Annotated in this window: 10 protein-coding genes and 1 rRNA gene; 7 read left to right on the top strand and 4 right to left on the bottom strand. The window is 36.2% G+C overall.

Going from position 1 to position 12,773, the window contains the following annotated elements; translation table 11 throughout:
• Nucleotides 1-13: 13 nt before the first annotated feature.
• The 3 genes from RCJ96_RS20995 to hemL all read right to left on the bottom strand — a co-directional run bounded on the left by RCJ96_RS20995 (nucleotide 14) and on the right by hemL (nucleotide 7,303).
• A complete protein-coding gene (locus tag RCJ96_RS20995) occupies nucleotides 14-1,102 on the bottom strand; it encodes an aromatic acid exporter family protein (RefSeq protein ID WP_000765785.1) in 1,089 nt (362 codons plus the stop codon).
• 261 nt (nucleotides 1,103-1,363) lie between these two features.
• Nucleotides 1,364-5,800: a glutamate synthase-related protein gene (locus tag RCJ96_RS20990; protein ID WP_416504609.1), complete on the bottom strand. Its 4,437-nt coding sequence runs from the start codon at nucleotides 5,798-5,800 to the stop codon at nucleotides 1,364-1,366.
• Nucleotides 5,801-5,998: 198 nt separating this feature from the next.
• The gene (gene hemL, locus RCJ96_RS20985) at nucleotides 5,999-7,303 is read right to left on the bottom strand and encodes a glutamate-1-semialdehyde-2,1-aminomutase (protein ID WP_416504610.1); all 1,305 of its coding nucleotides are present in this window, start codon (nucleotides 7,301-7,303) and stop codon (nucleotides 5,999-6,001) included.
• A 121-nt stretch (nucleotides 7,304-7,424) separates the two neighbouring features.
• Between hemL and RCJ96_RS20980 the strand changes: the two genes are divergently transcribed.
• The 6 genes from RCJ96_RS20980 (at nucleotide 7,425) to perR (ending at nucleotide 11,717) form a co-directional block, all read left to right on the top strand.
• Nucleotides 7,425-8,438 carry an ABC transporter ATP-binding protein gene (locus RCJ96_RS20980; RefSeq protein WP_000843646.1) on the top strand — a complete coding sequence of 338 codons (1,014 nt, stop codon included), beginning with the start codon at nucleotides 7,425-7,427 and terminating at the stop codon, nucleotides 8,436-8,438.
• Nucleotides 8,431-9,222 carry an ABC transporter permease gene (locus RCJ96_RS20975; RefSeq protein ID WP_074608204.1) on the top strand — a complete coding sequence of 264 codons (792 nt, stop codon included), beginning with the start codon at nucleotides 8,431-8,433 and terminating at the stop codon, nucleotides 9,220-9,222. Before RCJ96_RS20980 ends, RCJ96_RS20975 begins: the two co-directional genes overlap by 8 nt.
• A gap of 4 nt (nucleotides 9,223-9,226) precedes the next feature.
• On the top strand, nucleotides 9,227-10,012 hold the full coding sequence (locus RCJ96_RS20970; RefSeq protein WP_000639354.1) for an ABC transporter permease: 786 nt from the start codon (nucleotides 9,227-9,229) through the stop codon (nucleotides 10,010-10,012).
• A 72-nt stretch (nucleotides 10,013-10,084) separates the two neighbouring features.
• The gene (locus RCJ96_RS20965; RefSeq protein ID WP_000964351.1) at nucleotides 10,085-10,489 is read left to right on the top strand and encodes a potassium channel family protein; all 405 of its coding nucleotides are present in this window, start codon (nucleotides 10,085-10,087) and stop codon (nucleotides 10,487-10,489) included.
• 44 nt (nucleotides 10,490-10,533) lie between these two features.
• Nucleotides 10,534-10,989 carry a thioredoxin-dependent thiol peroxidase gene (gene bcp / locus RCJ96_RS20960; protein WP_074608205.1) on the top strand — a complete coding sequence of 152 codons (456 nt, stop codon included), beginning with the start codon at nucleotides 10,534-10,536 and terminating at the stop codon, nucleotides 10,987-10,989.
• Nucleotides 10,990-11,288: 299 nt separating this feature from the next.
• Nucleotides 11,289-11,717, top strand: coding sequence for a peroxide-responsive transcriptional repressor PerR (gene perR / locus RCJ96_RS20955; RefSeq protein WP_000237831.1), 429 nt, complete (start codon nucleotides 11,289-11,291; stop codon nucleotides 11,715-11,717).
• Between the two features lie 204 nt (nucleotides 11,718-11,921).
• Here perR and RCJ96_RS20950 read toward each other — a convergent pair whose 3' ends face one another.
• A complete protein-coding gene (locus tag RCJ96_RS20950; RefSeq protein WP_000025063.1) occupies nucleotides 11,922-12,278 on the bottom strand; it encodes a YgzB family protein in 357 nt (118 codons plus the stop codon).
• Between the two features lie 387 nt (nucleotides 12,279-12,665).
• Between RCJ96_RS20950 and RCJ96_RS20945 the strand changes: the two genes are divergently transcribed.
• Nucleotides 12,666-12,773: ribosomal RNA gene (locus RCJ96_RS20945) — 16S ribosomal RNA — on the top strand; the annotation flags it as partial.

Below are 12,773 nucleotides of genomic sequence, written 5' to 3'. Positions count from 1 at the left end.
AAGGAGCTGTTTTTTATTCGTCTTCTTTTTTATCATCGATTTTAAGTTCTGCTTCTGGTTTATGGTATGTGTAGAAGCTATCCACAAGTAAATCTAAATGCTCTACTTCTTCACTATAGTTAATAATGGCAGAAATAAGAGGGAAGAGATGTAGCCATGTTTTATATGCTTCTTCATCGTCTTTGTTTTGATATTCCATAAAGATATCAATTAATTCTTGTTTACCTGTTTCAACCTCATCAAGCATTTCAACAGATTGTTGTTTTTTTGCTTTACCAATAAATTTTAATAAAACTTGTTCATGATAATGTGTTAATGAGTCAAGTTCGTTCTGGATAGATTCCTGAAATTCTTCTGGCATATAGCGCAGTTCGTTTTCAGTACGATGTAATGATTTTAACGTACTTAAAGCACGGCTTGTCGTAGCTAACATTTGTCTGAATAAAACGAGCTTACGAATTTTTGCGAACTGTACTTTTTTCGTATAACTTCTTTCTTCTTTATACAGCAAATAGTAATGGTTTAATTTGATCATTTTTTCTTTCATACGATCAATATCAGTTTTTAGCGTTGTAAAATCCGAAGCTTGCCTGCTATTCATTCGAATCCATTTTACAATTTCTTCTGTGTTATCAACGATGCGATGATATAGCTTTGTTTCGTATTTTGGCGGCATAAATACTAAATTTACAAGTGAAGCGGCAATAATACCAACCATAATCGTCGCAAATCGAAGTAAGGCAAAACTAAAGAAATCTTCACCCTGATATTCCATAATAGCGATAACAGTTACTAAAGCGATTGATATTGTGTTTTCTAATCGTAATTGCAATGTAAGAGCAATTACTAATATACATGTTAATCCAATAATAAAAGGATTATGTCCAAAAGCAGTAGCGAATGCGATAGCGAATACCGCACCAATGACGTTTGCTTGAATTTGTTCAAGTGCAGTTAAATACGAACGGTATACAGACGGTTGAACAGCGAAGATAGCTGAGATTCCCGCAAATACCGGACTCGGTAAGTTAAGTAAAATACAAGCAAATAAAGCTAGTGTGATGGCAATACCCGTTTTTAAAATGCGAGCACCAAGTTTCATACCCTAAATAAGATCCTTTCTCTTGTCATAATGAATGTACAACATGATACTATACATTCATTACAATATGTTAGCAAGTGATATTTTAGTGACGTTAATAAGAAATTAAGATTCATTTTATACTTTTTCCTAATTCTTTTGAAACATCAATTTTTAGTAAAAAAACCTGCTGAATTTCAGCAGGTTTCAAATTGTTACTATAGATTACTATGAGAAGTGTACTTCGTCAATTTTTTTTCTTGAAGATGAAAAATAGGCATATCACTCTGTTGAGATAGATGGATCAGCCTGCTCTTTTTTCGGAATGATTTCAAAAAACTGTTGCTGCATATCATCGAGTAACGGTGTTAACAAAGCAACTTCTTCATATTGCTCATGTTCATTTAATACACGGATATAATCTAGTAATAACTCGGTCACATCTTGCACACCATTTTTACTAATTGGTTGTAATGTAACATTTGCTCCTTTTGCGATTCTTCTTTTTAAGGCCTGTTCTGTTAAACCTAAGCTTGAATCATGACGTAAATAAACAACGCCGCCAGTCATACCAGCACAGATCCATGGGCCAGGATCCCCTAAAACAAGCGCTCGCCCATTTGTCATATATTCAAAAGCAAAACCTTTAATATTAGAGTATGCGCCTATATTCCCTTGCTCTTTTTCTCGGAGTGGCTTCGTCATGCGCCCTCCAATTATCATGTCTGCTCCAGAGAGACGAATGCCAGCGCGAGCATCAGCGTTACCTTGAACGTATAACGCTCCTTTTTGTGCACCGTATCCAAAACCTTTTCCGACAGAACCGTTATAATATAGGTCATCTTTTCCTTTTGCTTTCGTTATATAAATACCACCACCAAAGGAGGTTTTACCAATACCATCTTGTGCACCGCCATTTACATGTATAAATAAATTTTCACTATTGTAAGCACCTAATCCATTTCCAGGAATCGAGCCATTCGTATACTTTAATGTAAGTGGTTCAAGTTTTGTATCTTCATATAATTTACTACGAACGCGATAGCAAGATTCTAGACCGCCCATAACGCGTTGCTCTACACCAACGCCTACTAATTCTTTTGAATGAGGGGAATGAACTGTTTCAAATTGTTTTTCAGGCATCTGTTCCGTGTTTGTAACAGATGGATGTTCTATCGTTTGTAGTAAATTACATAAGTTTAATAATTTTTTGCCTCTAACTTGCTCTAATAAATCGGAACGTCCGACAATTTCTTGTAAATTTGTATAGCCAAGATTTCCTGTTAATCGTTTTAGTTCTTCGCCAAAAGTAGTGAATAAATGTAATAATCCAGCCACGGCACTTTCTAGTTCGCGCGGGACGAAGCGGCGTAATCCGTGTTCTTTCGCCTGAGCTTCAGATTCAATTTGTGTTGCAATTCCAACGTGACAAGTATCTAAATGACATCCGCGGCAAGTTGTACAGCCGATTGCAATCATGGATAATGTACCAAATCCAATGCGATTTGCCCCAAGAAGCATGATTTTTAAGGCATCATTCACACTTCGAATACCACCGTCAGCCCAAATTTCTACGTTATGTCTCATATTTGCTTCTAATAAAGCATTGTGAGCGGCTTTCACACCAATTTCTACAGGAAGGCCTACATGCTGCAATGCGTGAATACGTGCAGCACCTGTACCACCATCAAATCCGCTAATGTTAATAAAATCAGCACCAGCTTTTGCGATGCCAACAGCAATTGTTCCAATATTAGGGACAACAGGAACCTTTACAGCTACTTTCGCAAGTTGATTAGCCGTTTTAATTTCTGTAATCATTTGAGCTAAATCTTCAATGGAATAAATATCATGGTTGTTCGAAGGTGAAATTAAATCTGAGCCAATTGTTGCATTACGTGCTTCGGCGATTTTGGCTGTTACTTTTGAACCTGGCAAATGTCCACCTTCACCAGGCTTTGCGCCTTGCCCGATTTTTATTTCAATTAAGTTTGATGAATTTAGTAGTTCGGCGTTTACGCCAAATCGCCCAGATGCAACTTGTTGTCCACGTGTATGTGGATATTTTCCAATCATATCTTTAATTTCGCCGCCTTCACCGTTCAAGCTAATCATATTTAGCTGGTCGGCCGCTTCTGCATATGCACGAAAGGCAATTTCATTTTGAGAGCCGAATGACATGGAACTAATAATAAATGGTAAATCATGATTTTGAATACTGATGGACACTTCTTCAGCCGGAACGACATGTTTTGTTTCTTTCGTTTGAACAAGATGTCTAATTGCGATTGGGTTATTTTCTTCTAATTCACTTAATTTTTCACGGTAATCATCATAAGAGTTTCCCTTTGCAACATCGCCGATTGCTTTCCAAATTCGTGGGAATATATGAAAAGATTTTCGCATTCTAACTTTAGGATTGTTATAATCGTTCGCTCGCATTTGTGCATCTTCAGCAAGTGATTCAAGAGAAAAAGCTAAATCATTTGAACCTAAGAAATTTGTAATTTGCAATATATTTGCGATTTCCTCATGTAATCCAATAGAAGAATAGAGGCGACCGTAACCACGCAATTCATGAATTCCAATTGTTGAAATGACTTTTTCCAGTCCCTTATTAAGTGCATTGTATAAATTCATAATTGGTGTTTTTGTCCCATCATTTACGGTTGCAAATAATAAATAGGGATTAATACTATCTGCTCCTAATCCATACAGTGTGACGATATCGTGTAAGGAGCGAAGGGCACCCGAACGTATAACGAGAGAGCAGTTTCGGCGTAATTTATTTTCGCTTAATACTTGATGTACTTTCGCGGTAACTAAATGCGGGTCAATCCATAATCGTCCATTTAGGTGAGCATCAGCATCGTCTATTAATAATAGGGAAGCTCCATCGTTCACGGCTGTTATCGCTTCAGAGCTAATTCGACTTAAGGCATATTGTAAAGTTTCTGCCTGAGTGAATGTAGCAGAGATTGTAGCGATAGAGCTATGAGTATTGAATAGTTGTATAAGTTGCTCGTACGTAATTGTGTGTAATTCTTCTACAATAGATTGTGCTACACTTCCTTCTAAAATGATTGGGGAAAGCATCTCAACTACAAATGGCTGTTTAGCATCAGCCAATAAACTTGGACGTTTGCCAAGTATCGTTCGTGTGGAGAAGTGTTCAACTTCTCGATCGCGATCGATTGCTGGATTTGTAACAACAGCTACACTTTCCTTAATGAAGTCAGCGATATTCCGTCTATCAGTATCAAGTGCAGCGAGTGGTGAGTCATGCCCAAGTGAGCGAATTGGTTCAACACCTTTTGTTGCCATCTGTTCAAGAAGCTGAATATGTTCACGATCCCATCCGAAAGCAACGTATTGTTTTGTGTCAACTTGCATAGAATCACATAATCCTTGGATTTCTTTCGTTTCAGGGGTAGATAAGTTTAAATGATAATCTTTAGTATCCACTCGTTTTTTAAAACGGTCATATACTTGAGCTTGGTATTTGTCATATTCATAAAGAACAAGCTCATCTTGTTCATTCCACTTTAGTCCGACTTTCTCCCCTGGAGCGAGTGGTTTTGGTTCTGCTACATATTCAGTTGGGGATACAACTCCAGGTTCAGAAGAGAAAATATAAGAGCTTTCTGTCTCTACTTTCCATACTGGTCGTAGCCCGAGGGAATCCACGCTGAAAACAGCTTCATCTTTATAACGTGAAATAATGCCAGCTGGACCTTGTGCAAAATGGCCCCATGCTTCACGTATATACGTATATAAATCTTGTAAATGTGGTTCATAAAGTTTAATTTCATTAATAATTGGCGGGAATAGTATATCCATTGCTTCAAATAAACTGTAGTTGTATTGAACAAGTAGGGTTTCTAAGGTGCGGTTTAAATCTTGGGAGTCACTGCCCCCAGCAGTAAGTGGAACATGAATCATTTCAGCTTGATCGCGTAATTTTGCAATTGTGTTAATTTCACCATTATGTCCGAGGATACTAAATGGTTGTACACGAAAGAAGTTAGATAATGTATTAGTAGAATAGCGATTATGTCCTAGTGTCATAGTTGAAGCGATAAGTGGGTGTTGTAAATCATTGTAATAGGCAACAAGTGTATCCCCAGCACCGAGAACTTTATATACAACGTGATCACGACTTAAGGAAGCAACATGAATCGCTTCATTTTCTTCTATTTTTATCGTTACTGTAAATAATGTTTGATCAATATTTGCAACTTCATTTTCTGCGATAAGAGCAACTTGCCAAAATAAAGGTTCTTCTTGTTTACCAAGTGGACCGAGTGCATCGGAGTTTATTACATTGTCACTTTCGAAAAGAATTGCAAAGTTTTCGTTGTTTAGTTGTGTACGAATATGATTTTTTAAATTAACTATATTTTCGTTTTTGTTTAGAAAAAAATGTCCAACGATAAAGTGGGGATGATCCACGATCGTTGGATTATATCCGCTACTTTTTAATTTTTCATTCCAAAGTGATTTTGGTACATCAATGTGAATACCGATTCCATCGCCTTCGCCATTAATGAAACCAGCTCTATGATTCATTTTGACGAGCGATTGTATGCAAAGGTCAATATTTTCTTTTGTAGGAATTTTTCGTTTCTCCATAACGGAAACGATTCCACACGCATCGTGTTCCGCATTTTTGTAATCTCGAAATAAAGACGGTGTCCATGTGTTTGTTTTATTGAGCATCCGTCAATCCCCCCTCTTATGAAAGTTTGAATAATCTTACTATTTGAGGCGTGAGCAGCCTTGTATACAAAGATAGTAAGGATATAAAATAAAATTAAACAGATAATTATGAATAATTATACTATTAATGAGGAATTTATGAAATAGAAAAAAGGAAAAAAGAAAGGTGTGCTTTCTTTTTTCCTTTTAATGGCGGGATTATTTATTGTTTGCTAAAGCAGCAAATGCTCTACCTACAGCTTCAATTGTATATTCAATATCTTCTTTTGTATGTTCTGTCGTTAAGAACCATGCCTCGTATTTAGAAGGTGCTAAGTTAATTCCTTCTTGCAGCATAAGCTTGAAGAATTTACCGAACATTTCTCCGTCTGTATCTTGTGCTGCATCGTAATCTTCAATTGTATTTGTTGTGAAGTATACAGTTAAAGCGCCTTTTAGGCGGTTTAATGTAATATCGATATTATGTTTTTCAGCCTGCTCTAAAATTCCTTTTTCAAGCATTGCACCAAGTGCATCTAATTTTTCATAAAGCCCTTCTTGTTGAAGAACTTCTAGACAAGCAATACCAGATGCCATAGAAGCAGGATTTCCTGCCATTGTACCAGCTTGATATGCAGGTCCAAGAGGGGCAACTTGTTCCATAATTTCTTTCTTACCACCGTAAGCACCGATTGGAAGTCCGCCGCCAATAACTTTACCAAGCGCTGTTAAGTCTGGTGTTACGCCAAGTAAGTCTTGAGCACCACCGTACATGAAGCGGAAAGCAGTAATAACTTCATCATAAATTACTAGTGCACCAGCTTCGTGAACAAGTTCATTTACTTTCTCAAGGAAGCCAGGTTTTGGCTCTACAATACCGAAGTTTCCAACGATTGGTTCTACAAGAATAGCTGCTACTTCATGTCCCCATTTATCTAATGCTTCTTTTAAAGTTTCTACATTATTAAATGGAACGGTAATAACTTCTTGAGCGATACTTTGTGGTACACCCGCTGAGTCAGGAGTTCCTAGTGTAGAAGGGCCAGATCCAGCTGCTACAAGTACTAAATCAGAATGACCGTGGTAACAACCAGCGAATTTCATAATTTTTGTGCGGCCTGTGTAAGCGCGAGCGACACGAATTGTTGTCATTACAGCTTCAGTACCAGAGTTTACGAAGCGGACTTTATCTAATGCAGGCATTGCTTCTTTTAACATTTTTGCAAATTTTACTTCTAGCGCTGTTGGAGTTCCGTAAAGTACACCATTTTCAGCAGCTGTTGTAATTGCTTTTGTAATGTGCGGGTGAGCATGTCCAGTAATAATAGGACCGTATGCTGCTAAATAATCGATATATTTATTTCCGTCTACATCCCAGAAATAAGCACCTTTTCCACGTTCCATAGCAACAGGAGCGCCGCCACCAACTGCTTTAAAAGAACGAGAAGGACTATTAACACCGCCAACGATATGTTCTAAAGCTTCTTTATGTAATGCTTCTGATTTTGTGAATTTCACTACCATTCATCTCCTTACAAAAATCTATGTATTATTCTAACATGTTTTTCGAAAAGACGTATTGTTTGTGATAGAGAAGGCAGTTGGGTAAACTATTCGTTGTGACATTTAGGAAGGGGGTCCGGTTATGAAATCGGTAATTGAGGTACAAGGGTTACGTAAAGAATTTACAGCCTATTCAAGTCGTCCAGGTTTAAAGGGTGCATTTCGCGATTTATTAAATCGTAATTATAAAATAGTGCCAGCAGTAAATGATGTATCTTTTACTGTGAAACAAGGTGAAATGGTTGGATATATCGGTGAGAATGGTGCTGGTAAATCAACGACAATTAAAATGCTTACGGGGATTTTGACTCCGACATCAGGAGACATTTTAGTAAACGGGATGAACCCGCATAAGCAGAGGGAAGAATTTGTAAGAACGATTGGTGTTGTTTTCGGACAACGCTCACAGCTTTGGTGGGATATTGCGGTACAAGAATCGTTTCGTTTATTAAAAAAAGTGTACGGTGTATCAGACGCTCAGTATAAAGAACATATGGAGCACGTGATCGAAACGTTAGATATTGGTCCTTTATTAGATAAGCCAGTTCGAAAGCTATCTTTAGGTCAAAGAATGCGTTGTGAATTAGCGGCGGCATTAATTCATAATCCGCCGTTATTATTTTTAGATGAACCAACAATTGGGTTAGATGTACTTGTGAAATTGAAAATACGTGAATTTTTAAAAGAAATGAATGAACGTTATAAAACAACGATTTTATTAACAACTCATGATATTACTGATATTGAAGCTTTATGTGAGCGCGTTATCATGCTGGATGAAGGCAATATTATGTATGACGGTTCTTTAAATAATCTTCGTACGCAGTGGGGAGCAGAGAAAGAAATACATTTTCAGTTTGTCGCACCAGTTTCTTATCAGGATTTATCAATGGTTATGCCAGATAGTCATGTCGTTTGGTCGAAAGCGAAAGAGGAAAACGCGTGGATTGCCAAAATACCGAATGAAGAAGTTATTATTTCAATGCTTATTTCTAAAGTGGTACAAGCCTTTCAAATTAAAGATTTAAAAATTAACGAAGTGTCTACAGAGGAAATTATTCGTAACATTTATGAGGAAGGTATTAAACATGGGTAAGTACATTGAAATGATTCGAATTCGCTTTTTAATGATGCTTGCGTATCGTACAAACTACTATAGCGGGATTTTAATTTATACGATTAATATCGGCGCATATTATTTTTTGTGGCAAGCAATTTATAGCGGAAAAGAGAATATTGAAAGTTTATCTATTTCGCAAATGACTACGTATATCGCAATTGCGTGGATGGCACGTGCTTTTTATTTTAATAATATAGACAGGGAAATTGCGATGGAGATTCAAGAAGGACGTGTAGCGGTAGAACTGATACGTCCATATAACTATTTAGGGATGAAAGTGATGCAAGGTCTTGGTGAAGGAATATTTCGCTTTGTCTTCTTTTCAATTCCGGGTATGGTCATCGTTACCTTATTATTTTCATTGCAAATTACAACGAACTTTCAAACGTGGTTATATTTCTTCTTATCTTTAATATTTAGTTTTATTATTAATACACAAATTAATTTAATGACGGGAATGCTCACATTCTTCTTATTTAATAATAGCGGAATTATGTATGCAAAACGTGTTGTTATTGATTTGTTTTCAGGTCTATTATTACCAATTAGTTTTTATCCGTTATGGGCCCAAAAGGCAATGATGTTTTTACCGTTTCAGGCCATTAGTTATATTCCGAGTATGATTTTTTCAGAAGGTATACAAGGAAGTAAATTGTATGAGGCATTATTATTCCAAGTAATTTGGGCAATTGTACTTATTATTCCAATTGTACTCATGTGGAGAACGGCGAGAAAACGTCTAATTGTACAAGGGGGATGATGAGATGATATATATAAAACTATTTTTGCAATATGCAAGCCAATATATAAAAACAAAATTGGAGTATCGGGGCGATTTTATCGTTGGATTACTTTCTGATTTATCACTACAGGCTGTTAATTTAATTTTTATTCTCGTTGTGTTTGGACATACGCAAGCATTAAAAGGTTGGAGTAGAGAAGAAGTCATCTTTATTTATGGTTTCTTTTTAGTGCCGTTTGCCATTTTCTCAGCTTTCTTTAACATATGGGACTTTAATGATCGTTACATTATTAAAGGAGAAATGGATCGCATATTAACGAGACCGATTCATAGTTTATTTCAAATTATTTTAGAAAGAATGGAGCTTGAATCTTTAATTGGAGCGATTACGGGAATGATTGTAATGGGCTACGCAGCAGTGGAGTTGCAATTATCTTTTTACTGGTACGATATCTTCTTATTCTTGTTGATGGTAGGAGGGGGCGCACTTGTATACGGAGGGATATTTGTTACGCTTGCAAGTCTTGGTTTTTGGTCGGACGCGAAAAGTTCGATTATGCCGCTAATGTATAACATAGGGAATTATGGCCGCTATCCTGTTAATATTTATAACCGTGTGATTCGCTTCATTTTAACGTTTGTCCTACCATTTGCGTTTGTCGGAGTGTATCCAGCAGCGTACTTTTTAAGAAAAACAGAGTGGAATAGCTATGCATTTGCAACACCGCTCGTTGGTGTTATCTGTTTTACAATTGCAATTACTCTTTGGAACCAAGGGGTAAAAAGGTACCGTGGTGCAGGGAATTAATTATAAAAGCTCGTTTGTTTCTAAGGGATAAATCTAATGGCTGTCTCATACATATAAAATGAGGTGGAGGACATGTTATGGGGATTTATTCTATTAATTGCAGCAATTGCTATTTTGAGGAGTGTCCAATTGTTATGGAGTTCCTATTCAGATTCAACGCGTTTTTTTTCGCTGTATAATTTAGCTACATTATTTTTGATTTATACAACAGTATTGATTGCATTTGGATTAAGTTACGTTGTATTAGAGGAAATGGGTTTTGCAGTTTTGAAAGAGGATGGAGAAAGCTTAAACGCTCACTCTTTTCAACTCGTTGAAATTTGTTTATATTTTAGCGCAGTTACTTTATTGTCTGTTGGATATGGTGACATATCTCCGATTGGAATTGGGCGATGGATTGCGATTGGAGAAGCGCTAATTGGATATACATTACCGTTTGCTTTTGTAATGAGGTCTGTAACAGACAATGAAAAATAAGGAAGCATTTGTTATAGTAAAAGAAAAGAGTAGGAGTGATAACAATGATCACAGTAGGAGAAATGGCTCCAGAATTTACATTAGAGGGAAGTAACGGGGAACAAGTTCGCTTGGCTGATTTTCGTGGTAAAAATGTAGTTCTATATTTTTATCCGAAAGATATGACTCCAGGGTGTACAACTGAAGCATGTGATTTTCGAGATGCATATGGATTATTTCAAGAGAAGGACACGGTTATTCTTGGAGTGAGTCCGGATTCGGCAAATAGACATTTGAAATTCATTGAGAAGCATGAACTTCCATTTACACTTTTAGTAGATGAGGATCATAAAGTAGCAGAATTATACGATGTTTGGAAATTGAAAAAGAACTTTGGGAAAGAGTACATGGGAATTGAGCGCTCTACATTCCTTATTAATAAAGACGGTGAGCTTGTAAAAGAGTGGCGTAAAGTGAAAGTGAAGGGACATATTGAAGATGTTCTTTCTTATATAAACTAAATCCATTGTGGAGATAAAATATATAGAAGTAAGGCGAGTGTCTATACATATTTTATTGTCTTACATAAAGTGAAGTGTAGGGCATACCTCCTCAGATGATAGTATTCCAAGTGCGATTATGTCGCACTTTTTTTCTATTGTAAATGCATAAAAAATAGGGAAAGATACATAAGAATAAGGCTATATACAAAAATAAACCACATACTTATAGTAGAAATATTGACGATTTATAAGAAAAGGAGTACACTCTTTATAAGAATTATAAAATAATAATCCGTATAGAATCGGGGTGCATGACGGTGGTCAAAGAAGAATTAAAAGAAGCGCTAGAAATGCTGAAAAATACGGGTGTACGCATTACTCCACAGCGTCATGCTATTTTAGAGTACCTTGTGGAATCAATGACGCACCCAACAGCGGATGATATTTATAAAGCATTAGAAGGTAAGTTTCCAAATATGAGTGTTGCAACTGTCTATAATAACTTACGTGTATTTAAAGAGGTTGGGCTTGTAAAGGAATTAACTTATGGAGACGCTTCAAGTAGATTTGATTATGTTACAAGTCAACATTATCATGTGATTTGTGAAAAATGTGGTAAAATTGTTGATTTTCCTTATGGAGGTTTGGAACAACTTGAAGAGGAAGCTGCAAAAACAACAGGCTTCGTTATTAATAGTCATCGCTTAGAAATTTATGGCGTTTGTCCAGAGTGTCATAAGGCGTAATATATAATAAAGAAAGAGGCTGACGGATTTACGTCAGCCTCTTTCTTTATTATATATGGGAATTACGTTAGGTTCAGAAGGAGTTAAAATGTTCAGTGGAGGATTTAATTAAGGATAAATACAAAAGGTGATTTCTTAACCAAGAAATCACCTTTTAATGTTTAGCCCTGTAAGGCTATATTTTTTTTAGGTAATCATATGTACCTATGATTTATAGCTCTTCTTATTATATTTTTCATCAAATTCTTTTCCTTCTAGATTTCGATCCATTGTTAAAGGTTGGTTGCAATGCATACATGCGTCGACACGACCGAGCATTTTTGTAGGTTTATCGCAGCTTGGACAAATAATTTGTACAGTTTTAGTAGATAACATACCAATCCAAAAATAAACGACTGTACTAGCGATAACAGCTAAAAAGCCAACCATCATAAATGTTGTCATAATAATAATGTTCTCACGGAAAAAGACTCCTAAGTATGCAATGAAGAGGCCGATAAATACTAAACTTAATGCAAAGGTCCGGATTTTATTGATTTTGTTTGAATACTTAATGCTCATTCTCACCACGCTCCTATAACAATAATATAACATAAAATTTAGAATTTTCTATCGTACAGAAATATGGTAAAGTGATAAGATATGAAATGCAGAAGGAAGGGAAATTATAATGATTTTTGAAACATGTTTTTAAACTTTTAACGGGATGTGAAATTTTTTTGTAAAAAGTATTGACCATATATGTACTGCATGATATATTAATAACCGTCGCTGATGCGGAAACGCAGAAAACGATAAAAAAGAAATTAAAAAACTTAGTTGACATCGAAAAACGAAGATGTTAACATAAGGAAGTCGCAAATGAGCGACTAAGCAGTTCTTTGAAAACTGAACGAAACAAACAACGTGAAACGTCAATTTTTATTTTAGATGCTAGACAAACTAACTTTATTGGAGAGTTTGATCCTGGCTCAGGATGAACGCTGGCGGCGTGCCTAATACATGCAAGTCGAGCGAATGGATTAAGAGCTTGCTCTTATGAAGTTAGCGGCGGAC

This window comes from Bacillus sp. BSL6 (assembly GCF_052928345.1).
The sequence above is the reverse complement of the archived record's forward strand: the minus strand, read 5'-3'. Positions and strand labels throughout refer to the sequence as shown.

Coding starts and splice junctions, on each gene's coding strand:
- RCJ96_RS20970 (WP_000639354.1), top strand. CDS start 9,227: ATGATATATATAAAACTATTTTTGCAATATGCAAGCCAATATATAAAA.
- RCJ96_RS20950 (WP_000025063.1), bottom strand. CDS start 12,278: ATGAGCATTAAGTATTCAAACAAAATCAATAAAATCCGGACCTTTGCA.
- RCJ96_RS20990 (WP_416504609.1), bottom strand. CDS start 5,800: ATGCTCAATAAAACAAACACATGGACACCGTCTTTATTTCGAGATTAC.
- hemL (WP_416504610.1), bottom strand. CDS start 7,303: ATGGTAGTGAAATTCACAAAATCAGAAGCATTACATAAAGAAGCTTTA.
- RCJ96_RS20980 (WP_000843646.1), top strand. CDS start 7,425: ATGAAATCGGTAATTGAGGTACAAGGGTTACGTAAAGAATTTACAGCC.
- RCJ96_RS20965 (WP_000964351.1), top strand. CDS start 10,085: ATGTTATGGGGATTTATTCTATTAATTGCAGCAATTGCTATTTTGAGG.
- RCJ96_RS20975 (WP_074608204.1), top strand. CDS start 8,431: ATGGGTAAGTACATTGAAATGATTCGAATTCGCTTTTTAATGATGCTT.
- bcp (WP_074608205.1), top strand. CDS start 10,534: ATGATCACAGTAGGAGAAATGGCTCCAGAATTTACATTAGAGGGAAGT.
- RCJ96_RS20995 (WP_000765785.1), bottom strand. CDS start 1,102: ATGAAACTTGGTGCTCGCATTTTAAAAACGGGTATTGCCATCACACTA.